We start from the raw sequence: 22,668 nt of genomic DNA on the forward strand, positions 1-22,668 counted from the left end.
AATGGCTAGAGCGATTTTGTTGTAATTGCCTGAAAGAAAGATCCCGTAAGGAGCGGACTGTGAGACCGATCGTCTTCGACGGCAAATTCGGCTGGTTGCATTCAGCCCACGGCCCGGATGGCGTTGTGATGTGTTCCCCGTTTGGCTACGACTCGCTGTGCACGTATCGCGGCATGCGCCGGCTCGCCGAGCACCTCGCCGCGCGCGGCATGCCGGTGTTGCGCTTCGACTACCCGGCGACCGGTGATTCAGCCGGCGATCCGAACGACCTCGGCCTGTGGCGCGCATGGATCGACAGCGTCCAACAGGCGGTCGCGCTACTGCGCGCAGCGACCGGCGTCGAGCGTGTCAGCCTGTGCGGTCTGCGTCTTGGCGCCATGCTGGCCGCGCTTGCCGCGCAGGAACTCGGCGATGTGCACGGTCTCGTGCTGATGTCGCCGGTGCTGTCGGGCAAGACTTACCAGCGCGAATTGCGCGCGCATTACCGGCAGTGGCTGAAGTTGCCCGAGGCGATGGATTGCGTGGCCGAGCCCGATACCGGGGAGTTCATCGAAGCCTATGGTTTCCGGATGTATCGCGACACGCTCGACAGCCTGCGCACGGTCGATTTATCGCGAGACACGACGCGGCCCGCGGCGCGCGTGCTGCTGCTGGATTCGCTCGACCCCGCGCGGGTCGATGCGCTCGCCGCGCATTACACGGAACATGGCGTCGACGTGGAGCGTCAGTCGTTCGACGAATACGGCCGCTTCATGATGGAGGCACTTCAGAGCGAGATACCACACGCCGCGTTCGAATCGATCGAGAACTGGCTCGTGGCGGGTGGTGCGCGGCCTCGAAGCACGGCGAGCGTGCCCCAGCGAGGCGAAGAGCCGGCGGGCGGCCATTATGTCTCGCCGGGCCTGCACGAAACGCCGGTGTGGCTGAACGACGGCAAGGTGTTCGGCATCTACTGCCTGCCCGACGGCGCCGCGGCGGCAAGCGCGCCGGCGGTGCTGCTGCTCAATACAGGCGCGGTATCGCGGATCGGCAATGGGCGCTTCGGCGTGCATTTCGCGCGGCGCCTCGCGCGCCTGGGCATCGCGTCGCTGCGCATCGACGTCGGCGGTGTCGGCGACAGCATGCCGTCGTGCGACACGCTGAGTCTCGACGCGCTGTACTCGCAGTCGAGCGCCGCCGATGCCGCGTGCGCATCGCGCTGGCTCGCCGCGCGCGGTCATGCGGGCGCGCTGCTGCTTGGCATCTGCTCGGGCGCGTACACCGGCCTGCATGCTGCGACGCGCGAACCGGCGGTGGTGGGCGCGGTGATCGTCAACGTGCAGAAGTTCAGATGGCATAACGTCTGCGACGAACACGGCAAGCCGATGATTCCGGTGTCCGCGTTCGGTTCGACGCGCAACTACATGCGCTCGATGAAGCGGCCGGGCAAATGGCTGCGCGTGCTCAAGGGCGATACGGGCGGCTGGGGCATCGTGCGCGAGCTGGTGGTGCGCCAGCTCGCACGGACCGGCGAAACGCTGGCGGACCGGATCGAGCAGCTGTGCGGCCTCGAGTTCGGCGCGCGTGACGAGCGGCACCTGTTCACCAACCTCGATGAGCGAGGCGTCGACACGCACCTGGTATTCGGTGTGCTCGACGAAGGCGTCGAGGAGCTCGAGCGCTACTTCGGCGCGCGCGGCGCGCGGCTCGCGCGCTTCATGCGCATTCACGTGGCCTTCTGCAAGCACACGGATCACGCGATCCTGTCGTCGGTGGCGCAGCAAAACATCATGTCCTACGTCGAGAACGTCTATCGCGACGGCTTCACGAAGCTGCGTCTGCCCGACAGCGCGACGCTCGACGTTGAGCTGCACAGGACGCACCCGGAGCATGAAGAACACCGCGGCGCGGGTGCGTTGCGTCCGTTCGGAGAAGCATAGGGAGCGCGCGCGAAATGAACCGCATCGTTGAGCCGGGTAATCCGCTCGCGCCGCAGGCCGGGACCGCCGCCGCGCTGCACGAACTGACCGTGCAACCGGTGATTCTCGCCGGCGGCTGCGGTACGACGCTGTGGCCGCTGTCGCGCGAACGCAATCGGAAGCAGCCGATCGGGCTGATGGGCGATCAATCGTTGCTCGAAGCGACGCTGCGCCGGCTCGACGACGCATTCGACCCGGCCGCGCATGACGCGGCGCGCGCCACGCCGCCCGCCGTGCCGCTGGTGGTTTGCACCGAGGAACTGCGGCTGCCGACGCTCGAGCGCGTCGAGCTGTACCGCAAGCCGGTGCGCATGCTGCTCGAACCGGTGGCGCGCAACACCGCGCCGGCGCTGAGCGTCGCGGCGCTCGCCGCGCGCGCGTCGGCCGCGGCCGGCGACGATCCGATCCTCGTCGCGCTTTCCGCCGATCATCTGGTCGCCGATCACGCAGCGTTCGGCGCGGCGCTCAACGAGGCGCTCACGCACGCGTCGCGCGGCGCGATCGTCACGCTCGGCGTGCCGCCGCAGCGCGCGGCGACCGGCTACGGCTATATCCGCACGGCCGCGGCGTTGGGCAAGCGGGGCGCGCGGGCGATCGAGCGCTTCGTCGAAAAGCCCGATGCCGAACTGGCCGAGCGTTACTTCGCGTCGGGCGAATACTGGTGGAACAGCGGCATGTTCGTGGTGCGCGCGTCGGTGTGGCTCGACGCGATCGGCCTGTGCCGTCCGCTGATCGCCGCGGCCTGCAAGGACGCATTCGCGGGCGCCAGCGTCGACGACACCGGCGCGTTGCATGTCGCGCGCGACGCGTTCGCCGCGTGTCCGTCCGACTCGGTCGATTCCGCGGGTGATGCAGCACATCGGCACCGACGCGCGTCTCGTCGGCGTGACGGTGCCGCTCGACGCGGGCTGGTCGAACGTCGGCGCGTGGGACTCGGTGTGGGATGCGTCGACCAACCCGTCGACGTTCATTCCGCTCGGCGTCACGCATCTGCTCGACAGTCCTGGCAAGACGCCGCTGTAAATCATCGAGGTGCAGTCGGGCGGTTATCCCGGCGAAGACGACACCGTGCGTTTCGACGATTTCGTTCGCTGGAACACGCAGGCGTCTGACCGCGTCCGCGCAAATCAGACAATTTCATCTCACCAACGTGCGAATGCGCACGAATTAAACCCCACAACGCAGGCACGCTTTGACGGGCGAGCTTTGTGCCTGGCGAAACAGATCGCGTTACACGAAAGAAACAAATCTTCAGAGGGATAACCCTGTCAGGAAGTGTCCCACTGGCGCATCGGTTTCGAAGCTAGCAACGTATCGGAAAACGATCCTATTTGCATAACAACGATACGTACGGGCCCTTCATTAACAGGCCACGCGGGGTCAACACCGCTTCGGGGATATGTCATGGAACACGCAAACAAGGATCGCTCGCTAGTGAGCAAAGTCATGGACGGGCTCGTCAGCGGCATCGTCGAGGAGAAGTACGGCGCGATACTGCCGCCGCAGGATGTGCTGTCGAAGGAATTCGACGTGAGCCGCACCGTGATGCGCGAGGCGCTGTCGATGCTGCTCGCGCGCGACATGCTCGACGTGCGGCCGAAGATCGGCACGCGCATCCGGCCGATGAGCGACTGGCGCATGATCGACGAGGACGTCGTCAACTGGCGTTTTCGCGCGAAGCCCGATCCGATGTTTCTGCGTGACGTCATCGAGTTTCGCATGCTGATCGAACCGCGCGCGTCGGCGCAGGCGGCGGCGCGCGGCAATGCCGCGGACGTCGCGGCGATTCGCGAGGCGTTCGAGGCGTTTCGCGTGATCCGTCCGGCCGAAGCCGGCTATCAGGAAGCCGACGAGCTGTTCCATACGCGTGTCGTGATCGCGAGCGGCAATCAGTTCTTCAAGCAGATGGCGGCGATCATTCGCGGCGCGCTGTCGACCGTCAATCCGATCGTGCACGACCGGGAAGGGCTGTGGGAGACTGCGATCGCATCACATCAGCGCGTCGTCGAGGCGATCGAGCGGCGTGATCCGAAAGAGGCCGAGATCGCTGCGCTCGCGATGATCGATTACTCCGCCGAGGACCTCGGCGGCCGGTTTTCCGCCGAGCCGCCTGCGCGGGTGTGAATGCGGGTGTAAGTGCGGCGGTGAGCACGGGCTGAGCGTATCGGTGAGCGTCATCGGCGACAATAGCGGCTGTTTCGAACCGCATGGACCCTTGCACACACGATGACAGATACCACAGCGGCAGCGCACGCTGCCACCGCCGGCCCGAGCCATCAGGCAGCGCAGCACCCCACTTCATCGCGCGAGATCCGCTGGGGGATCGTCGGCACCGGCCGGATTGCGCGCCGCTTCGCGCAAGGGCTCGCCTACGTGCCGCGGACGCGTCTCGCCGCGCTGTGGTCGCGTCGCGTGGAACCGGCGCGGGCGTTCGCCGACGAATTCGGCGGCGCCGTGTGCGGCAGTTTCGACGCGCTGCTCGCGAGCGGCATCGACGCGCTCTACATCGCGACGCTGCAGGACAGCCACGCCGACTACGCGATCGCCGCCATGCAAGCCGGGCTGCACGTGCTGTGCGAAAAGCCCGCGTGCATCAATGGTCCGCAGCTCGAGCGCGTGCTCGAAGCCGCGCGCGCTTCTCAACGGCTCTTCATGGAAGCGATGAAGCCGCCGTTCTATCCGCTCTATACCCGCTTGCGCGAGCACCTCGCGGCCGAGCCGATCGGCGAGGTCGGCCTCGTGCGCGCGGGCTGCTCGGTGCCGGGTGTGCCGGACGATCATCCGTCGCTGTCGTTCGAGCATGCGGGCGGCGCGTTGCTCGATATCGGCATCTACGAGATGTTTCTCGCGGTGGACTGGCTCGGCGCGCCGCGCGACGTGCAGACCTTCGGCCGGCTTGGCGCGACCGGCGTCGATACGTTCGCGAGTCTGAACAGCCAGCATGAGCGCGGCGGGATCGCGCAGCTATTCTGCGGGCTCGATCTGCATGGCAAGGGCGATGCGCTGCTGATGGCCAAAGGCGGCCACGTGACGCTGCATGAGCCGTGGTGGAATCCGTCGCGCGCGACGATCCGTTACGCGGATGGCCGCGTAGTCGAACTCGACGAGCCGTTCGAAGGCGGTGGTTTGAACTACGAGACCGCGCACTTTTGCGAGCTGATTCGCGCGGGTGTGCTGGAGAGTCCGCTGATGCCGCACGATACGTCGCGACAGATGATCGCGATGGCCGACGCGGCGCGCGCAGCGCTCGGACTCAGGTTCGCCGCAGAATGAGCCGCTGCGGTGAACCACAACGCGCGGGCGGCGCTCAGTGCCGCGTCGGCAGCGACAGACGCCGTTCGTACCAGCGCTGCGCCCACTCGAGCACCTGGCACAGCACCCAGTACACGGCCGCGGCAGCAAGATAAAGCGGCAGCGGCTGATAGGTCGACGCGATCATTTCCTGCGCGCTGCGCAGCAACTCGGTCACCGTGATCACGGACACGAGCGAGGTGTCCTTGATCAGGCTGATCAGGCTGTTTGACAGACTCGGCACCGCGATGCGCAGCGCCTGCGGCGCGATCACGTAGCGCAGCGTCTGACGCCGCGACAGCCCGAGGCTGTACGAGGCGAGCCACTGGCCCTGGTGGATGCCCAGAATCGCGCCGCGCATGCTCTCGGACAAATACGCGGCGACGTTCGCCGACAGCGCGATCACGCCGGCCGGCGTCGGATCGAGCGATATGCCGAAGCTCGGCAGACCGTAATAAATCACGAAGATCTGCACGAGCAGCGGCGTGCCGCGCATCACGCTCACATAGACTCGCGCAATCCAGTTCAGCGGACGGCTGTGGCTGATGCCCATCAGTGCGAGCACGGCGCCGCCGATCAGGCCGAAGATCATCGACAGGATCGCGAACTTGATCGTCAGCAGCGCGCCTTGTGCGAGCACCGGCAGCGATTGGAGCAGCAGGGATGCGATGGACATGGGCAGTGTTCTTATTGGCGCACAAAGCGCACATCATAAACTTTGGCGCGCATTAAGGCGCGGGTCGCTCGATGCGGCTTGGGGTATACGCGACGCGCGGTTCGGGTCCTGGGCCTCGCGCTGCGCCAAAAACGCGAAGGGCGGCATCGAGCACGATGCCGCCCTTCGTTTGACTCCACGCGCGCTACTTGATCGGCTTGCTGACGTCGATGCCGAACCACTTATCTGAGATCTTCGTGAAGGTGCCGTCCGCTTCGAGCTGGGTCATCGCGTCGTCGATCGCCTGCGCGAACTTCGGGTTGCCCTTCCTGAACGGAATGCCCGACGGGTTGCCCGGACCGACGTTCGCGCCGGTGCGCAGCGGCAGGTTCGAGTTCTTCAGCAGGTACGCGAGCATCAGCCGGTCGTTCAACGCCGCGTCGAGCCGGCCGGCGGCCAGATCACGCAAGTATTCGGGTGCGCCCGGGTAGGTCTTCACGTCGATGCCCGGCACTGCTTTCGCCATGTCCATGTAGTTCGTGCCGAGACCGACGCCGAGCTTCTTGCCCTTCAGGTCTTCGAGCGAGTTGAACTGGCGCGTGTCGTTCTTGCGCTGGATCAGCTGTGCGGCCGAGTACGTGTACGGCTGCGAGAAGTCGAGCGTTTGCTTGCGCGCGTCGGTGATGCCGACCTGGTTGACGATCACGTCGAACTTGCCCGCCTGCAGACCGGCGATGATGCCGCTCCACTCGGTCGTGACGAACTCCGGCTTCACGCCGAGTTTGGCCGCGACCGCCTTGGCGATGTCGACGTCATAGCCGATCAGCTCGCCCGACGGCGCTTTCGAGTTGAACGGCGGGAAGGTCCCTTCGAGACCGATGCGCAGCGTGTCGCGTTGCTTGACCTGGTCGAGCAGGTCTTCCGCGTGCGCGGCAACGGCGGTCAACGACGCGCCGATCAGCGCGGTGGCGAGGAGCTTTTTCAGCAGGCCAAATTTCATCGTGTTCCTTTTCGTACGTCTGACGTTTTGACGGTCAAGAGCATAGCAAGCGAGACTATCGCAATCTAAATACCGTTTGTTTATGTCTATATACGCCGGCGGCGCGGATACTTAGCGCAATGCCTGCGCGCATTCGGCGACGAGCGCCGGACCGCGGTAGATGAAACCAGTATAAAGCTGCACTAGCGACGCGCCGGCCGCGAGCTTCGCGCGCGCGTCGTCGCCCGAGAAAATGCCGCCGACGCCGATGATCGGCACCGCCTCGCCGACTTCGGTGCGCAGCTTGCGGATCACCGCGTTCGACGCGTCGAACACCGGCTTGCCCGACAGGCCCCCCGCTTCGTCGCCGTGCTGCATGCCGGTGACGGCGGTGCGCGACAGCGTCGTGTTGGTCGCGATCACGCCGTCGAATTGGTGGCGCAGCAAGGTGTCGGCGATCGACTTGATCTGCTCGTCGTCGAGGTCCGGCGCGATCTTCAGCGTGAGCGGCACGAGCTTGCCGTGCAGATCGGCGAGCCGTTGCTGCTTGTCCTTCAGCGCGGCGAGCAGCGCGTCGAGTTCGTCGGCGCCTTGCAGCTGGCGCAGGTTTTTCGTGTTCGGCGACGAGATGTTGACCGTCACGTAGCTTGCGAACGGATACACGCGCTCCAGGCAGTACAGGTAGTCTTCAGCGGCGCGCTCGATCGGCGTGTCGGCGTTCTTGCCGATGTTCAGACCGAGAATGCCGCGATAGCGCGCGGCCTGGACGTTCTTCACGAACTGATCGACGCCGGCGTTATTGAAGCCCATCCGGTTGATCACCGCGTTCGCCTGCGGCAGCCGGAACATGCGCGGGCGCGGATTGCCCGGCTGCGCGCGAGGCGTCACAGTGCCCACTTCGATGAAGCCGAAACCGAGCGCCGCCAGACCGTCGATGCATGCGCCGTCCTTGTCTAGACCCGCCGCGAGTCCGACCGGGTTGCGGAACGTGAGGCCCATCACGGTACGCGGCGCATCCGGCACGCGCGCCGCGAGCGCGCCGGCGAGGCCGGTGCGGCCGGCGGCGCCGAGCATGCGCAAGGTCAGATGATGAGCGTCTTCCGCGTCCATGCGAAAGAGTTGGGCGCGAACGAGCGGATAAAGGGAACTGAGCACGGGATGAAGCCGGACGGCCGGAAAATGGTAACCCGCTATTTTACCGGCTTTGGGCTCTGATGAGACCGGTAGGGCGTTGCTGGCGACGACCGCGACTCGACGATGCGTCGACTACGGCCTGAGCGGCCCGCGTCGCCCATGCATCGCGAAATCGACCGGCGGCAGCTCGATGCTGGCCGGATCGAGCACGCGCCACGCGCCGTCGATCAAGCCTTCTAGCGGCCGGAAATTCGCCTTATAGGCCATTTTCGGGCTTTCGCGAATCCAGTAGCCGAGATACACGTACGGCAGGTTCAGGCTGCGCGCCTGCTCGATCTGCCAGCAGATGTTGTAGGTGCCGAAGCTCGCGTGCGGCAGGCTCGGCTCGAAGAACGTGTACACCGACGACAACCCGTCGCCGAGGATATCGATCATGCTGATCATGCGCAACGCGCCTTGCGCATCGGGGCGCCCATCTTCGGGCCGCAGCGTCGCCGGCTCGCGAAACTCGACGAGCCGCGAGTTGATCCGGCTTTGCAGCAGGAATTGCTCGTACTGGTCGCGGCTGTCGCGATCCATGCCGCCGCCCGCGTGGCGCGCCGACTGGTAGCGCATATACAGCGCGTAATGCTCCTCGTCGTAGTGCAGCGGCGCGACGGTCGCAATCAGGTCGCCGTGCTTTCTCCATACACGACGCTGCGTGCGGTTCGGCTGAAAACGCTCGACCGGCACGCGCACCGGCACGCACGCGCGGCAGCCGTCGCAATACGGGCGGTAAGTGAACACGCCCGAGCGCCGGAAGCCTGCCTTGACGAGCTCCGTGTAGACGTCCGAATTGATCAGGTGACTGGGCGTGGCGACCTGCGAGCGCGCGATGCGGCCGTCCAGGTAACTGCAGGGATAGGGCGCCGTTGCATAAAATTGCAGCGCGGAAAGCGGAGAAAGAGGCAGCTCATTGGGATGAGTCACGTTGGCAGCTCTCGAAGCGTCTCTGGTAATGCAAACCCGGCGCGCCCGGCGGTTGATGCCGCCATTCGATGGGCGGCGGACCGGATTCGGCCTGATTTTTCCTACGCCGCCCGCGCGAGGACGTCGAGCAGGGCGGTCTTGTCGAAGCGCCACGGGATGGCCGGTGCGCCGACAGACGCGCGAACATGCGCGACGAACGCCTTGCGCGCTATCTCGCGGCCGCCGAGCGACGCCAGATGCGACGTGTTCTGCTGGCAGTCTATCATTTCTATTTCGTGACGTCGCAAGTGGCCGACCAGCGCGGCCAGCGCCATTTTCGAGCCGTCGGTGACGTCGGTATACATTGATTCGCCGAAGAACATCCGGCCGAGCGACACGCCATACAAACCCCCGACACGCTTGTCCTCGAACCAGGTTTCGATGCTGTGCGCGTCGCCCAGGCGGTGCAGCGACGAATAGGCTTCGACGACCTCGGCGGTGATCCACGTGCCGCGTTGGCCGCGGCGCGGCGCCTGTGCGCACGCGCGCATCACGGCGGCGAAATCTTGATCGACGCGGATTTCCCACGCGTCTTCGCGCAACACGCGCTTGAGGGTCTTGCGCAGCGATGGTGACAGTTTGAACTCGGCGGGGCGCAGGATCATGCGCGGATCGGGGCTCCACCACAACACTGGCTGGCCGTCCGAATACCACGGGAAAATGCCGCGCCGGTAAGCGTCGATGAGGCGCGACGGCAGCAGATCGCCGCTCGCCGCGAGCAGACCGGGTGCGCCGCTCGCGGCGCCGAGCGCGCGCTCGACGGGCGGAAACGGATCGTCAGCTCCGAGCCAGGGAACCATGCGCGCCGCTCAACCTTCGCGCAGGGAGCGGAAGATGTCGCCGGTATGCAGGCCGAAACTGCCGGCCGCCCGGTCGGCGAAAAAAAAGCGCAGCGTCTGGCCAACGGTCGGAAACGCGATCTCGTCCCACGGAATCTCGTGCTCCTCGAAGAGCTTCACTTCGAGGCTTTCCTCGCCGGCGGCGACGTCGAGATCGAGCAGCCGCGCCATGTAGAACAGGTGCACCTGGTGCACGTGCGGCACGTTCAGCAGCGAAAACAGGTTCTGCACCTCGACGCGCGCGCCGGCTTCCTCGAGCGTTTCGCGCGAGGCGGCTTCGGCCGTCGTTTCTCCCATTTCCATGAAGCCGGCGGGCAGCGTCCAGTAACCGTAGCGCGGCTCGATGGCGCGACGGCACAGCAGCACTTTGTCGTCCCACACCGGAACGGTGCCGACCACGTTACGCGGATTCTGATAATGCACGGTGCCGCAACTGCCGCATACGAAGCGCTCGCGATTGTCGCCCGGCGGAATGCTCAGACTGACGCCGTGGCCGCAGACAGAACAGAATTTCATTGGAAAGGGGACGAGAAAGGGTGATAGGAGTTTATCACCGGGGCGGGGGATTACTGAGGCACCGGCGGCGCGACAAGACGAGGCCAGTTCGGATTGCCGGGTTGCGGCCGGGTTGCGGTATGCCAGGCCACAAAAACAAAAAAGGGTTACACGCCAATGCGTTGTAACCCTTCAATGATTTCGTTTTGGTTGCGGGGGTAGGATTTGAACCTACGACCTTCGGGTTATGAGCCCGACGAGCTGCCAGACTGCTCCACCCCGCGTCCGTCGAAGAAAAAATTATAGACCAGCCAGACAGCCAGCGCAATAGCCATGTAAGGATTGGCTTCATTGCGCTTTGCCCGCCCGCGCGACGTCACTTCTCGACAAAGCTTCGGAAAGCCGCGCGCGGACGCTGCGCTAGAAGACGCTGCGCTAGAATTCTAAACCTCCGCGCGGCTCGCCCGATCGTCACGACGGCGGCCCCTTCGACTCTGATCCTCCGACCCGTTCTGAACCTCATGGATATCGCTCACGATCTGCAGATCATCGCCATTCAGGAAAAGACCCTCGTGTTTCCCCGCTTCGATGCCGACCGCGCGTGGCAAGTCGGCGCATATCTGCACGAGGTCGCGAAAGCGCGCGGCATTGCCGCCGCGATCGACGTGCGCACGTTCGGCCAGCCGCTGTTCTTCAGCCTGCTCGACGGCGCGACGCCCGACAACGTCGACTGGGCGCGCCGCAAGGGCAACACCGTCGCGCATTTTCGCCGCAGCTCGTACGCGATCGGTCTGAAAATGCAGCTCGCGGGCGCAACGCTCGTCGACAAGCACGGCCTGCCGGCCACCGAGTACGCATCGCACGGCGGCGCGTTCCCGCTGACGGTGGCAGGCGCGGGTGTGATCGGTTCGATCACGGTGTCCGGTCTGCCGCAGCGCGCCGATCATGAACTCGTGGTCGAAGCGCTGTGCGCGCATCTGGGTCACGACTACGGCAAGCTCGCGCTCGCGAAGAGCTGACGCGATGCGTGTGCTCCCGTATGCGCTGCTCGTCATTGCCGGCAGCAACGAAATCGGCTTACTTGCAGCGCACGATCATCGAGCGGTTTTTCACATTGGCGGACACCACGTTCGTGACGCTGCCGCCGGCGGTGCCGCCTTCGTCGTTATCTTTCGACACGATGTCGTAGCCGGTTGCGCCGCAGGCCTTACCGGCTTGCACGTAGCACGAGGCCCAGCTCGAGCCGGCGTCGGCGCCGCTGCAGTTGACCGCGAAGCCGGTCTGGCCATTCGGCAGATTGATCAGCGTGGTCGTGTTCGACGACGCGCAGCCGCCCAGTCCCGCGGCGAGCAGCAGCGCGGCGGCCGACAGCGACGCGCGACGCACGAGGGCAAGCGCGGCGCTGGATCGAAGGCGGGGGAATCGGCCGGCGCGCCGCGGTTGCGTCGTGAATTGCATCGTGTTGTGTCCTTTCATTCAGATAGAGGGAGAGGGGTCTGCCGGGCTGGCGCGGCCGTGGTCGGCTGTTGCGGAACGCGATGGCGGGCCACGGGTCAGGTCGCTTTGACCTTGATGCCCGCCGCACTGACGAGCCGCCGGGCTTCCGCGCCTTCTTCAGTGGCCGCGTCTTCCCAGATGCTGATCGCTTTCGAGATGTCGATGCCGTGACTTTCGGCGTACTCAAACCAGTGGTTCGTCGCATCCGGCTCGGGCAGTTCGTGATTCTGCAGAAAATATTTTCCCATATTGTGCTCGCTGGGCTCGAAATGACGTCGTAACAGGTACCAATGCGACAGCATGGAGCATGCCGGTCTGGACGCTTCGACCGGTGCGCGCGGCCGAACTGCGGCGCGGTTCCACAGCGGTGCGAGGGCGCGTCGCGCGGCAGAACTTATCGCGCTGCGACGCGCCTTATCATGATGGGGCGGCCGGCCCGCACTCCCGGGACAGCGGCGCGCCGCATGCTGAAGCATCAAGGCGGCGCCGTTGCGACTGGCGCCAACTCTCCAACCGTAAGTGGAGGACGAAGATGGCTGAACGGGTCAGTGGCCCTTATCGCGGCTATTACATCAGCGCCGCCGCGCGCCTCGTGCCAGGGGGCAGCACGTCGGGAACCTCGGGCGACGCGCACGCCAAAGCGGATGGTACTTACGTCGGCTCGGTCAGCCTCGCCGAACTCGGCCCGGACGATCCGCATCGGATGGAAACGCTGCTGGAACTCGGCGACCGGCAACGGTTCGGCAGCGAAGAAGAGGCGCTCGCGTTCGTCGAACGGGCGGCGCGCGAGTATGTCGACCGATTGCTGGACGGGCAGTGAGCGCGTCGGCGAATCCCCCGCAAAGGGCCGGCCGAAGCGCTCGCGAGAGCAGCGCGCGTTGGCCGCGATCAGGCGTCCGCGCGCGCTGGACCGTGATCCGGCGGCGCGAGTACCATAGCGGGACCCGCGAGGATCGGTGGTACGCAGCGGCCTTTCGCGCGGGTTACGTTCCCGCCGCCACCTTCTGACGAAGCGACCATGGAAATCCGTTTTCTCGCAGACGCGCCGGCTTACCGCGACTCGAACCTGACCGTCGTCTTTTCCGCCCTGGTGGACGGTGAACCGGTGCCGTGCGCGATCTCGGTGGAAGCGCTCGAGGATCATTTCGGCGCTTACAGCGAAGACCTCGAAGGCTGGCTGCGCGCGTTCGATGCGGGGCGCCCATGCATCGAGGCCGTCGCGCGCGAGCATTTGCAGATCAGCAACGGCACGCCCGTGCTGCTCAAGAGTGGCCACTTTCCGCCGGGGCGGGTGGCAGTGTGACTTCCTCTCACCCACGCATTGCCACAGCTTGCCGCTAATTCACCCCGCGTGCCGGCACTGTCTCGCGCGCCGCTTCGAAGCACCGCCGGATCCCTTCCTGATATGACGTTTTGCCGAGCGGCCCGATCAAATTCGCCAGCGCCGTATCATCGAGCACGACCGGCTCCGTCATCAGATAGTTCATCTCGACGAGTTCGCGCATCAGCGGATCGAACAGCCCGAGCACGCGCAGCATGCCCTTGCCGGCCACCATCAGCTTCGGCTTGCGGCCCGCGAGCGCGTACGCCTCGCGCGCCACCTCGCGCTGCGTGATCGTGCCGGCGCCCGCGAGATGCCACCATCGTCCGTAGGCCTCGGGCGTGCGCATCAGTCGTTCGACCACTGGACCGAGATCCGGCAGATAGATGAATTCATGCGGTACGTCGATGGGACCCAGCACCTGCGCGCGCCTGGCCGTAGCGGCGCCGACGAAGACACCGTGCAACAGACTGCGCTCAACCCCCGGTCCGTAGAAATCGGGCAGTCGCAAGACCAGCGTTTGGAGACCTTTGTGGCCATGCGCGGCTAGTACCCGCTTTTCCTGTTCGAGCCGCATACGACCCTTGAACGTGTGCGGCTCGCGCGGATGGTCTTCGCGGATCGGGTTGCCGCGCGCGCGGCCATACGGATACACGGTGCCGATCAGAATCAAGCGTTCGACGCTCGCCGCCGTCACGCCGGCCAGCGTTTTCTCCATCAACGGCGGGTGTTGCGCGAACTGGTGGTACGGCACGCCGACGAGGTAGATCACGGTCTGCAGACCGGCGGCCGCGGCGCAGACCGAGGCGGGGTCGTCGGGGTTCCAGGTGACGATTTCCGCGTGCGGGTCGTCACCGAAGGTGGGTTGCAGCGCCTCGCGGGAGCGGCCGACCACCCGATAGTCGCAGCCCGCCGCGCCAAGCGCCGCCGCGATGCTTTGCCCCGCCGCGCCCGCGGCACCGAATAAACCGACCTTTCCCGTGGCTTGCATGACGACTCCCTGACTGGGCGGCGCGACGCCACCGCGTGATTTGATGACTGCGGAATTTGACAGATGAAAACTTACTGAACATCGTTCATTAAACGGTGTTCAGTTTAATTTGACTTTTCAGTTTGTCAACCTGAAAATTGCGAATCATGGGAATCGCCGAACGAAAAAACCGCCAGAAACAGGCGCTGCGCGAACGCATCCTCGATGCCGCGCGGCGCATCGTCGTGCGCGAGGGTTTTGCCGCGCTGTCGATGCGCAAGATCGCCGACGCGATCGAATATTCGCCCGCCACGTTGTATCTGCATTTCGAGAGTCGCGATGACATCGCGCGGGCCATGTGCGCGGAAGGTTACGCGCAGTTGCTCGCGACGTTCGTGCCGCTCGTGCAAATCGCCGATCCCGTCGAGCGGCTGAAGGCGCTCGGGCGCGCGTACGTCGCGTTCGGCGTCGAGCATCCGGAAACGTATCGGCTGATTTTCATGGAGGATCCGAGCTATACGGGCGCGGCGCTGGGGCGCGCGCCTGGCGTTGGCAAAGACGACGACTCCGGCGACGCCGCGCTGCAGATCATGATCGCTGCGCTCGACGAGTTGCGAGTATCGGGGCGTGTATCGGCGTCGGTCGCATCGATGGACCCGACTGTCTGGGCCGAGGCGTTGTGGGCGAGTCTGCATGGCATTGTCGCGCTGAATCTCACGTGCCCGGTGTTTCCGAGTGCGCCGCTCGACACGCTGGTCGGCGTGACGCTCGACGCGTGGCTCGGCGAGCCGCAGGCCGTACGGGCTGGCGCTTCGACCAGCGCCGCCGTCCGCGGCAAAAAAACCGCCGCTCGGCACCATCGCTCCTCCGCCGGCTCCGCGGACACGGCCCCCGAGCCTGCCGCCAAACGCAAAGCGGCAGGGCCGTGATAACGTTCAGTTCCACGTCATCCAGCGCCGCCGCGCAGCTCTCCATGTCCACCTCCGCCTCGCCCGCCGTTAGCGACGAAATCGCGACCCACGTAGCCAACCGCATCGGTTTCATCGAACTGGAGCGGCCGAAAGCGCTGAACGCGCTGTCGACCGGCATGATCCGCGCGATCCATGCGGCGCTCGACCAGTGGCGCGAGGACCCCGAGGTGCTCGCCGTCGTGGTGCGCAGCCAGCACGCGCGCGCGTTCTGCGCGGGCGGCGACATCCGCTTCATGTACGAGGCGGCGCAACGCGGCGACCAGCAGGCGCGCGACACGTTTTTCAGCGAGGAATACCGCCTCAATCACGCGATCTTCGTGTACCCGAAGCCGTATATCGCGTTGATGAACGGCATTGTGATGGGCGGCGGCATGGGCATTTCGCAGGGCGCGCATCGCACCGGCGGCCTGCGCCTCGTCACCCAATCGACGAAGATGGCGATGCCTGAAACGCGCATCGGCCTGTTTCCCGACGTCGGCGCGAGCTGGTTTCTCGCGCGCACGCCGGGCGCGATCGGCCGCTATCTGGCGGTAACCGGCGACACGCTCGGCGCGGCCGACGCACTGTACGCGGGCCTCGCCGATGCCTACATCGACGACGCGGCGTTGCCCGCGCTCATCGATACGTTGCGCCGCGAACGGTTCGAGCGCGGCGCGGATGTGCTCGCGTGCGTCAAGCGCGAGACGCTCGCGTATGAGGTCGCGCCGCGTCCCGAGGACAGCGTGCTGGCGAAGGCGCGGACGTTGATCGACCGGCATTTCGCGCTGCCCGACGTGGTTCGGATACTCGCGTCGCTCGAACAGGAACGCGAGCGCGGCGGCGACGCCGCGGAGTGGGCCGAACAGACGATCGCGGTGCTGCGCGAGCGCTCGCCGCTGTCGATGGCGGTCTCGCTCGAAGTGGTCACGCGCGCGGAAGGGTCGATGGCCGACGTGCTGCGCGTCGATCTCGATCTGACGCGCTCGAGCTTCCTGCTCGGCGATACGGTGGAAGGCATACGCGCGCGCCTCATCGACAAGGACAATGCGCCGCGTTGGCGTTTCGCGCGCATCGAGGACGTCGAGCGTGCCTACGTGGAGAAGATGTTCGAGAGCCCGTGGCCGGCCAACGAGCATCCGCTGGCCGCTCTCTCGGGGGAGAACGCGCGCTGAACGCGCGGCCTGTCGATCCCGCGCGCGAATCTACGCGTTGCGCGAATTCCCGCGCGACGCGCTTACTCCTCTGCCTCGCTCGCCATGAACGCGCGCATGAATACGAGCGCGCCCCAACCCCACATCGCATTCGCCGCGAAGCCGACGGCGAGGCGCGGCAGCATGTTGCCGCTCGGCCAGATGCCGCGCAGCGGATCGACGACGAACACGCTAGCCGCCGTCAGCACGATGCCGCCGAACACGAACGCCGGTACCCACGGCGCGTGCCGGTGCGGCGCGACGCGCAGCAGCCAGGCCATCAGCACGGCCCAGCACGCGCTCCAGATTGCGTTCGCGATGAACTCAGGCAGGCCGAGCGGCAGAAACGGCGCGGTCGCAAAACCGCTTGGATCGATCATGCCGGCGGCGTGCATCAGCGCCAGCGTCGATTCGCGAAAGAACAGGGAAGCCAGAAAACCGGCGACGAACGGCAGAATAATTTTTTGCATGCATTGCACCGGCAACGTACAGGGCGACGCGAATCGCAAGACCTGTACCGGGTGATTGGAAACGAGCGCCATTATATCGACCGGGGTAGGACCGGCCGGGGCCGCGTGTATAAAGCGCAACAACCGTATGCGGGAGCGCCGGGCTAATCACGAAAGTGGAAATCCTAAGCTCAAAAAAATCGTTCAAAAGCCGTGGACCGCTCCATAGACTGTTCCCTCATACAGACGGCGCGGGTGTCGCCGTCATCCGTTGAATCGAGCGCATCACGCGCACGTTGATGGCCTGAGTCCATCGTCCGTTTTTCAATCCTTTGACACGTCGCAGCGCCTTGCCGGTTGCCGGCTCGATGCGCGTGGCCGGCGCTCGCGCGCACCGTTTTCATTCCGTCAAGCACAGGCAGGAGCAACCACATGAATGTGTTCTGGTTCATTCCGACTCACGGCGACAGCCGTTATCTCGGTACGTCCCAAGGCGCACGCGCAGCCGATTACGATTACTTCCGGCAGATCGCCGTCGCCGCCGATACGCTCGGCTACGAGGGCGTGCTGCTGCCGACCGGCCGCTCGTGCGAGGACGCCTGGGTCGTCGCGTCGAGCCTGATTGCCGCGACGCAGCGGCTGAAGTTCCTCGTCGCGATTCGCCCGGGGCTGTCGTCGCCGGGGCTCGCCGCGCGCATGGCGGCGACGTTCGACCGGCTGTCGAACGGGCGTCTGTTGATCAACGTGGTGACGGGTGGCGACGCGGCTGAATTGGCGGGCGACGGCGTGTTCGTCGATCACGACGGGCGCTACGAAATCACCGACGAATTCCTGCATATCTGGCGCAAGCTGCTCGCGGCGTCGCACAGCAACGAAGCGATCGATTTCGACGGCGAGCATCTGCAGTCGAAGGGCGGCAAGGCGCTGTATCCGCCGGTGCAGAACCCGCATCCGCCGCTGTGGTTCGGCGGCTCGTCAGCGGCCGCGCACGATATCGCGGCCGAGCACATCGACACCTATCTGACGTGGGGCGAGCCGCCCGAAGCGGTCGCGAAGAAAATCGCCGACATTCGCGCACGCGCCGCGGCGCGCGGCCGGCAGATCCGCTTCGGCATCCGTCTGCACGTGATCGTGCGCGAGACCGAGGACGAAGCGTGGGCCGCGGCCGACAAGCTGATCAGCAAGCTCGACGACGACACGGTCGCGCGTGCGCAGGCCTCGTTCGCGAAGATGGATTCGGAAGGGCAGCGCCGCATGGCCGCGCTGCACGGCGGCAAGCGCGGCGGGCGTGAGCAGCTCGAAGTCTATCCGAACCTGTGGGCGGGTGTCGGGCTCGTGCGCGGCGGCGCGGGCACCGCGCTGGTCGGCAGTCCGCGGCAGGTGGCCGCGCGCATGAAGGAGTACGCGGCGCTCGGCGTCGAGACCTTCATCCTGTCGGGCTATCCCCACCTGGAGGAATCCTATCGTTTCGCCGAACTCGTTTTCCCGCTGCTGCCGCAACGAACGACCAGGCTCGCCAATGGGCCGCTGTCGGGGCCGTTCGGGGAAATCGTCGGAACCAGCTATCTGCCGACGGCGGCGAGCGCAAGCTGAGTGCACGCGAAGCGTGGGTTGCGCGGCACACGCGCGACGATCGACAGGCATGGAGAAAAGCCAACATGAGTGACACTACTTTGAGCGCGGCAACGGGGGCAACTCCGCAGCCCGCGCATGCGACGCGCGCTGCCGCGCTGCGCCGCTTCGGCGCGCACTTTCTGCCGTGGCTGGCGCCGATCGCGATCCTGCTCGCGTGGGAAATCGCCGCGCGCAGCGGCGCGCTGTCGACGCGCGTGCTGCCCGAGCCACTCGCGGTCGTGAAGGCCGCATGGTCGCTGATCCAGTCCGGTGAAATGTGTGCCGACGTGAAGGTCAGCACATGGCGCGCGGTGTCGGGCTTCGCGATCGGCGGGGGCATCGGTCTCGTGCTCGGACTCGCGACGGGTCTCTTCAAACCCGCGGAAATCGTGCTCGACTCGACGGTGCAGATGATCCGCAACATCCCCGCGCTCGCGATGATCCCGCTCGTGATCCTGTGGTTCGGCATCGAGGAAGAAGCGAAAGTGTTCCTCGTCGCGCTCGGGGTGTTTTTCCCGGTCTACGTGAACACGTTCCACGGCATCCGGTCGGTCGATGCGAACCTGATCGAGATGGCGCGCAGCTACGGCGTCAACGGTTTCTTGCTGTACCGCCATGTGATTCTGCCGGGCGCGCTGCCGTCGATTCTGGTCGGCGTGCGCTTCGCGTTCGGTCTGATGTGGGTCACGCTGATCGTCGCCGAGACCATTTCCGCGCAATCGGGCATCGGCTACATGACGATGAACGCGCGCGAATTCCTGCAAACCGATGTGGTGGTGGTCGGCATTCTGCTGTACGCGGCGCTCGGCAAACTCGCGGACATGCTCGCGAAGAGCCTCGAGCGTGTGTCGCTGCGCTGGCATCCCGCCTATCAGCAAGGAGCAAAAGCATGAATGCAACGACGCTATCGACGACATTCGGCGGCATCGCCGGCAGCGATCTCGAGGCCGAACTCGCGCAGCCGCGGCGCGCGGATCGCGACACGACCGATGCTGCGGAGGTTGAACGGGACGGGACGGCCGCGACGCATCGCGGCTTGCAACCCGGCTTGCAACCCGCTACCTCGCTGGCGCGCAGCGACGCAAGCCGCGCCAGCGACTACGCCGTGCGATTGCGCGGCGTCGGCAAACGCTATGGCGAGCGCGAGGTGCTGTCGGGCTTCGATCTGTCGATCGAGCGAGGCAGCTTCGTCGCGATCGTCGGCCGTAGCGGCTGCGGCAAGTCGACCTTGCTGCGGCTCGTCGCGGGCCTCGAAGAAGCCAGCTCGGGCGTGCTCGAAAAACGCGCCGGCAACGGCGGTCCGCTCGATACCCGCATCATGTTTCAGGACGCGCGTCTGCTGCCGTGGAAAAGCGTGCTGCAAAACGTAATACTCGGCCTCGGGCGCGGCGCGCGCGACGATGCGCGCGCGGTGCTCGCCGAAGTCGGCCTCCTCGAACGTGCGAACGACTGGCCCGCGCAACTATCGGGTGGGCAGCGGCAGCGTGTCGCGCTCGCGCGGGCGCTCGTGCATCGTCCGCAATTGCTGTTGCTCGACGAGCCGCTCGGCGCGCTCGATGCGTTGACGCGCATCGAAATGCATACGCTGATCGAAAGACTGTGGCGCGAGCATCGCTTCACCGCGCTACTCGTCACGCACGACGTGCACGAAGCCGTCGCGCTGGGTGACCGGATTCTGCTGATCGAGGAGGGCAGCATCGCGCTCGATCAGCCGGTCGCGCTCGCGCGTCCGCGCGCGCGAGCGTCGGCGGGCTTCGCCGCGCTCGAAGACCGCGTGCTGCAACGGGTGCTGAAAAACGCGCCGAACGACGACACGCAGGCGCATCGCGCGTATGAGCCGTTTGACCCGTACGGCTTGCCCGAACCCGGCCGTCTCACGCGACCGACCGACGTGCGCTGGGCCGTCTGAGTTTTCAACCGATCCGTTCCTTTACAACTGCTTCTGTGGAGTTTTCTGAAATGAGCATTTCCGCCATCAATGTGCGCAATCAGTTCAAAGGCAAGGTCAAGGAGATCATCCGCGGTTCGGTGGTGTCCGAAGTCGACGTGGAGACGCCGTTCGGCATCGTCACGTCGGTGATCACGACGCGCTCGGTCGACGAACTCGAACTGAAAGTCGGCTCGGAGGTGGTCGCGCTCGTGAAGTCGACGGAGGTGTCGATCGCGCGGCTCTGAAGACGCTCAACCGATGTGAGCAACGCGCACGCGGGTTACTTCGCGTTTGCGCCGCTCGCGGGCGGCTCGTGCGACATGCGGTCGTTGGTCGGCTTGGACGGCCGCTTGATCGGCATGTTGTCCGGGTTGCTCGAACCGCCGGCGCCTGATGCCGCCTCGGGCGGTTTGACCATCGGCGCATGACTGTCGGGCGGCGCGCTGGCCGCCGTTTGCGCGACGGCGCTCGCGCCGCTCGCGAGCAGCGCCGCCAGCGCGGTGCCAGTGGCCGTCCGCGTGGTCCATTTGCCTCGCTTCATGTCGTTCTCCTTCAATCTCGCGTGCCGTCGGTAGGCTCGCGGCTGTGTGCATAATCTACTGGTAGCAGGCCGTGTTCCGGGGCCGTTGCTGGCGCGCTGAATCGTGCTGCTGCCCGTGCGCTCACTCCGCACGCCGTCTGCAGACGCCAATTGCCAGGCTCGACGCTCGAGGCACCGGGCTCTTCAGGCGCGCACATCTGCATCCGCCGATGAAACTTGCTACGATGAATTGAGCATTCCGACGGAGACGGCCATGTCGAAGTCCTTGAGTCCCGAAGCGGTCGAAGCGTTGCGGCGTCTGAACGATGTCGGCGTCGGACAGACGGCGCCCGAAGTCGCGCAGTCCGTCGCGGCGGAGTTACTGGCGTGCGACCTCGTTGCCGAAGCGGGCAGCGGTGGGGTCGAAATCAACTGCAACGGCCGGCAGTATCTTTCCGGCGATTGCAACTGATCCGCCGAGCGGCGGCCGGCCGCATGGCCGGTCCGCAGAGCGGGACGGCGCGTCGCGGGTGAGTCGCGAGCTGGTGATTGGCCATCGCGACACCCGCTTGACGCGCGTGTTCGGTTGCCCGCGAACAGCGAAACCACGGAGGCGAGCATGGAGCCGAAAGGCGTCGATATGGGCGACTACCAGGCGCGCTATGGCGACTACGACATCGAGGTGGCTGTCGAACAGGTACTGACCGGCGTCAAGGCGCATTTCCGGGTGCTGCGCGGCGATTCGACGGTGGTCGACTGGCAGCTCGTGCATATCGATAGCCTATGGTCCACCGAGCATGCGGCCGCGGACGCTGGCTTTCGCGCGGCGCGCGAATTGATCGATGCGGGGCTGGCGAGTTAGAGGCGCGTAGGCGCGTCGCGACGGGAAGGGATGCCTGCGAGGCTGGCGCAACGACTCGGCGGGCGCGCGGTAGAAGCACTGCGAACCATTGGCTGCGCGCAAAGCGTGTCGGGTACGACAGCCGACGTAAACGCGACTGGGCGCCGGCATCGATACTGCGTGCGCGGCGCCCAGATTGATCGCGGCCCTTAGAGGCAGCGGATATGGCGGTACTGCTGGCGGCTTAGTGGCCGAAGAACACCGATTGCGGGCCCGAAGTGGGTTCGCTGCGCGTGCCCGATTGCGTCGACACGCTATTCACGCCACCGTATGCATTCGATTGCGAGTTGGCGCGTTCAGCGGCGACGGTCTGCTCGTTCTGGCCTTGTTGCGAAGCCGGCGCGCCAACCGACGGACGATAGTACGGTGCCGGACCGTAGCCGCTTGCGAAAGCGGGAGCGGCGATGGAGGCAGAAGCGGCAACCAGCAGAGCGGCGATGAACTTGGTCTTCATAGTAGGACTCCGATAACGTTTCGACTGCGTTTCAGGAAGATGTTGCAGGAGCCGGTGAATCAGGTGTCTGCAACGTCGATGAGAGGCAGTGTATACCCCTACTATCGAAAATTTGTGCCGATAATCTGAAATTACTATTCCCGAGGGGGAAACAATCGTTCAGAGCCAGGCGTGGCAAGGCAGACCGATGATCCCGCCCTGTTGACCAAGCGGTTTTTGAATACGATCAGGAGCGCGGAAAGGGGTCGTGGGTGCAGTAAAGCGCCCCGAGATTATTGAAACGCAGAAGGCCGCCGTCAAAACAAAAACGGCGTTGTGATTGCTCACAACGCCGTTTGCTTGAATTCTCTGGGGTGGCTGATGGGACTCGAACCCACGACGACAGGAATCACAATCCTGGACTCTACCAACTGAGCTACAGCCACCACTAACATCTGCTCGACTTGCTCTAAAAAGCAGTCTCGCCGACGAAGAAACGAGATTATAGAGACTAGATTATCGCTTGCCTAGTCC

At 65.4% G+C, this 22,668-nt stretch carries 27 protein-coding genes and 2 tRNA genes; 15 read left to right on the top strand and 14 right to left on the bottom strand.

What is annotated here, in order from left to right; genetic code table 11:
• Positions 1–59 precede the first annotated feature (59 nt).
• From OKW43_RS21755 to OKW43_RS21770, 4 genes are all read left to right on the top strand, one after another.
• On the top strand, positions 60–1,919 hold the full coding sequence (locus OKW43_RS21755) for an alpha/beta fold hydrolase (RefSeq protein WP_429449757.1): 1,860 nt from the start codon (positions 60–62) through the stop codon (positions 1,917–1,919).
• Between the two features lie 14 nt (positions 1,920–1,933).
• Positions 1,934–3,070 (top strand): sugar phosphate nucleotidyltransferase, encoded by a 1,137-nt coding sequence (locus tag OKW43_RS21760; protein WP_429449759.1) that lies wholly within the window; start codon positions 1,934–1,936, stop codon positions 3,068–3,070.
• 292 nt (positions 3,071–3,362) lie between these two features.
• On the top strand, positions 3,363–4,082 hold the full coding sequence (locus tag OKW43_RS21765) for a FadR/GntR family transcriptional regulator (protein WP_187636332.1): 720 nt from the start codon (positions 3,363–3,365) through the stop codon (positions 4,080–4,082).
• A 102-nt stretch (positions 4,083–4,184) separates the two neighbouring features.
• Positions 4,185–5,231 (top strand): Gfo/Idh/MocA family protein, encoded by a 1,047-nt coding sequence (locus OKW43_RS21770; protein WP_222945678.1) that lies wholly within the window; start codon positions 4,185–4,187, stop codon positions 5,229–5,231.
• A 34-nt stretch (positions 5,232–5,265) separates the two neighbouring features.
• Here OKW43_RS21770 and OKW43_RS21775 read toward each other — a convergent pair whose 3' ends face one another.
• The 7 genes from OKW43_RS21775 to OKW43_RS21805 form a co-directional block, all read right to left on the bottom strand.
• Entirely contained in the window at positions 5,266–5,925 is a 660-nt protein-coding gene (locus OKW43_RS21775) for an amino acid ABC transporter permease (RefSeq protein ID WP_429449762.1), read from the bottom strand.
• 184 nt (positions 5,926–6,109) lie between these two features.
• Positions 6,110–6,904, bottom strand: a complete 795-nt coding sequence (locus OKW43_RS21780) for a cystine ABC transporter substrate-binding protein (RefSeq protein ID WP_187636334.1) — start codon at positions 6,902–6,904, stop codon at positions 6,110–6,112.
• 111 nt (positions 6,905–7,015) lie between these two features.
• Entirely contained in the window at positions 7,016–8,038 is a 1,023-nt protein-coding gene (locus OKW43_RS21785; protein WP_187636335.1) for a quinone-dependent dihydroorotate dehydrogenase, read from the bottom strand.
• A 111-nt stretch (positions 8,039–8,149) separates the two neighbouring features.
• The gene (locus OKW43_RS21790; protein ID WP_187636336.1) at positions 8,150–8,986 is read right to left on the bottom strand and encodes an arginyltransferase; all 837 of its coding nucleotides are present in this window, start codon (positions 8,984–8,986) and stop codon (positions 8,150–8,152) included.
• Between the two features lie 101 nt (positions 8,987–9,087).
• Positions 9,088–9,825: a leucyl/phenylalanyl-tRNA--protein transferase gene (aat, locus tag OKW43_RS21795; protein WP_187636337.1), complete on the bottom strand. Its 738-nt coding sequence runs from the start codon at positions 9,823–9,825 to the stop codon at positions 9,088–9,090.
• Positions 9,826–9,834: 9 nt separating this feature from the next.
• On the bottom strand, positions 9,835–10,380 hold the full coding sequence (locus OKW43_RS21800) for an NUDIX hydrolase (protein ID WP_035494591.1): 546 nt from the start codon (positions 10,378–10,380) through the stop codon (positions 9,835–9,837).
• Positions 10,381–10,566: 186 nt separating this feature from the next.
• A tRNA-Met gene (locus OKW43_RS21805) sits at positions 10,567–10,643 on the bottom strand.
• Between the two features lie 237 nt (positions 10,644–10,880).
• Here OKW43_RS21805 and OKW43_RS21810 point away from each other — a divergent pair.
• Complete coding sequence (locus OKW43_RS21810; RefSeq protein WP_187636338.1) at positions 10,881–11,378, top strand: heme-degrading domain-containing protein; 498 nt, start codon at positions 10,881–10,883, stop codon at positions 11,376–11,378.
• A gap of 58 nt (positions 11,379–11,436) precedes the next feature.
• Here OKW43_RS21810 and OKW43_RS21815 read toward each other — a convergent pair whose 3' ends face one another.
• Positions 11,437–11,817, bottom strand: a complete 381-nt coding sequence (locus OKW43_RS21815; RefSeq protein ID WP_187636339.1) for a hypothetical protein — start codon at positions 11,815–11,817, stop codon at positions 11,437–11,439.
• Between the two features lie 95 nt (positions 11,818–11,912).
• Complete coding sequence (locus OKW43_RS21820; protein WP_429449766.1) at positions 11,913–12,104, bottom strand: hypothetical protein; 192 nt, start codon at positions 12,102–12,104, stop codon at positions 11,913–11,915.
• Between the two features lie 284 nt (positions 12,105–12,388).
• Here OKW43_RS21820 and OKW43_RS21825 point away from each other — a divergent pair, with 284 nt between their 5' ends.
• Entirely contained in the window at positions 12,389–12,676 is a 288-nt protein-coding gene (locus OKW43_RS21825) for a hypothetical protein (RefSeq protein WP_429449768.1), read from the top strand.
• A 198-nt stretch (positions 12,677–12,874) separates the two neighbouring features.
• Complete coding sequence (locus OKW43_RS21830) at positions 12,875–13,159, top strand: DUF1488 domain-containing protein (protein WP_187636342.1); 285 nt, start codon at positions 12,875–12,877, stop codon at positions 13,157–13,159.
• Positions 13,160–13,193: 34 nt separating this feature from the next.
• Here OKW43_RS21830 and OKW43_RS21835 read toward each other — a convergent pair whose 3' ends face one another.
• On the bottom strand, positions 13,194–14,168 hold the full coding sequence (locus OKW43_RS21835; protein WP_429449770.1) for an NAD-dependent epimerase/dehydratase family protein: 975 nt from the start codon (positions 14,166–14,168) through the stop codon (positions 13,194–13,196).
• Positions 14,169–14,314: 146 nt separating this feature from the next.
• On the opposite strand from OKW43_RS21835, the gene OKW43_RS21840 reads away from it, so the two are divergent.
• Together OKW43_RS21840 and OKW43_RS21845 are read left to right on the top strand one after the other, a co-directional pair.
• A complete protein-coding gene (locus OKW43_RS21840) occupies positions 14,315–15,076 on the top strand; it encodes a TetR/AcrR family transcriptional regulator (protein WP_187636344.1) in 762 nt (253 codons plus the stop codon).
• Between the two features lie 44 nt (positions 15,077–15,120).
• Entirely contained in the window at positions 15,121–16,269 is a 1,149-nt protein-coding gene (locus tag OKW43_RS21845) for an enoyl-CoA hydratase/isomerase family protein (protein WP_187636345.1), read from the top strand.
• A 62-nt stretch (positions 16,270–16,331) separates the two neighbouring features.
• On the opposite strand, the gene OKW43_RS21850 is transcribed toward OKW43_RS21845, so the two are convergent.
• A complete protein-coding gene (locus OKW43_RS21850; protein ID WP_429449773.1) occupies positions 16,332–16,757 on the bottom strand; it encodes a hypothetical protein in 426 nt (141 codons plus the stop codon).
• Positions 16,758–17,168: 411 nt separating this feature from the next.
• Here OKW43_RS21850 and ssuD point away from each other — a divergent pair, with 411 nt between their 5' ends.
• The 4 genes from ssuD (at position 17,169) to OKW43_RS21870 (ending at position 20,525) form a co-directional block, all read left to right on the top strand.
• The gene (gene ssuD, locus OKW43_RS21855; RefSeq protein WP_429449775.1) at positions 17,169–18,329 is read left to right on the top strand and encodes an FMNH2-dependent alkanesulfonate monooxygenase; all 1,161 of its coding nucleotides are present in this window, start codon (positions 17,169–17,171) and stop codon (positions 18,327–18,329) included.
• 65 nt (positions 18,330–18,394) lie between these two features.
• Positions 18,395–19,243, top strand: a complete 849-nt coding sequence (gene ssuC, locus OKW43_RS21860; protein WP_429449777.1) for an aliphatic sulfonate ABC transporter permease SsuC — start codon at positions 18,395–18,397, stop codon at positions 19,241–19,243.
• Complete coding sequence (locus OKW43_RS21865) at positions 19,240–20,259, top strand: ATP-binding cassette domain-containing protein (RefSeq protein WP_429449779.1); 1,020 nt, start codon at positions 19,240–19,242, stop codon at positions 20,257–20,259. The genes ssuC and OKW43_RS21865 overlap by 4 nt, the downstream gene beginning before the upstream one ends.
• A 50-nt stretch (positions 20,260–20,309) precedes the next feature.
• Positions 20,310–20,525, top strand: coding sequence for a TOBE domain-containing protein (locus OKW43_RS21870; RefSeq protein WP_008922916.1), 216 nt, complete (start codon positions 20,310–20,312; stop codon positions 20,523–20,525).
• A gap of 35 nt (positions 20,526–20,560) precedes the next feature.
• On the opposite strand, the gene OKW43_RS21875 is transcribed toward OKW43_RS21870, so the two are convergent.
• Positions 20,561–20,821: a hypothetical protein gene (locus OKW43_RS21875; RefSeq protein WP_187636349.1), complete on the bottom strand. Its 261-nt coding sequence runs from the start codon at positions 20,819–20,821 to the stop codon at positions 20,561–20,563.
• 253 nt (positions 20,822–21,074) lie between these two features.
• Between OKW43_RS21875 and OKW43_RS21880 the strand changes: the two genes are divergently transcribed.
• Positions 21,075–21,272, top strand: coding sequence for a hypothetical protein (locus OKW43_RS21880; protein WP_013089281.1), 198 nt, complete (start codon positions 21,075–21,077; stop codon positions 21,270–21,272).
• Between the two features lie 147 nt (positions 21,273–21,419).
• Complete coding sequence (locus OKW43_RS21885) at positions 21,420–21,662, top strand: DUF6566 family protein (protein WP_187636350.1); 243 nt, start codon at positions 21,420–21,422, stop codon at positions 21,660–21,662.
• A gap of 223 nt (positions 21,663–21,885) precedes the next feature.
• Here OKW43_RS21885 and OKW43_RS21890 read toward each other — a convergent pair whose 3' ends face one another.
• A complete protein-coding gene (locus OKW43_RS21890) occupies positions 21,886–22,155 on the bottom strand; it encodes a hypothetical protein (RefSeq protein WP_187636351.1) in 270 nt (89 codons plus the stop codon).
• A gap of 349 nt (positions 22,156–22,504) precedes the next feature.
• Positions 22,505–22,580: transfer RNA gene (locus OKW43_RS21895), tRNA-His, on the bottom strand.
• Between the last annotated feature and the right edge of the window lie 88 nt (positions 22,581–22,668).

The sequence above is a fragment of the Paraburkholderia sp. WC7.3g genome (assembly GCF_050436345.1).
Lineage (GTDB): Bacteria > Pseudomonadota > Gammaproteobacteria > Burkholderiales > Burkholderiaceae > Paraburkholderia > Paraburkholderia podalyriae.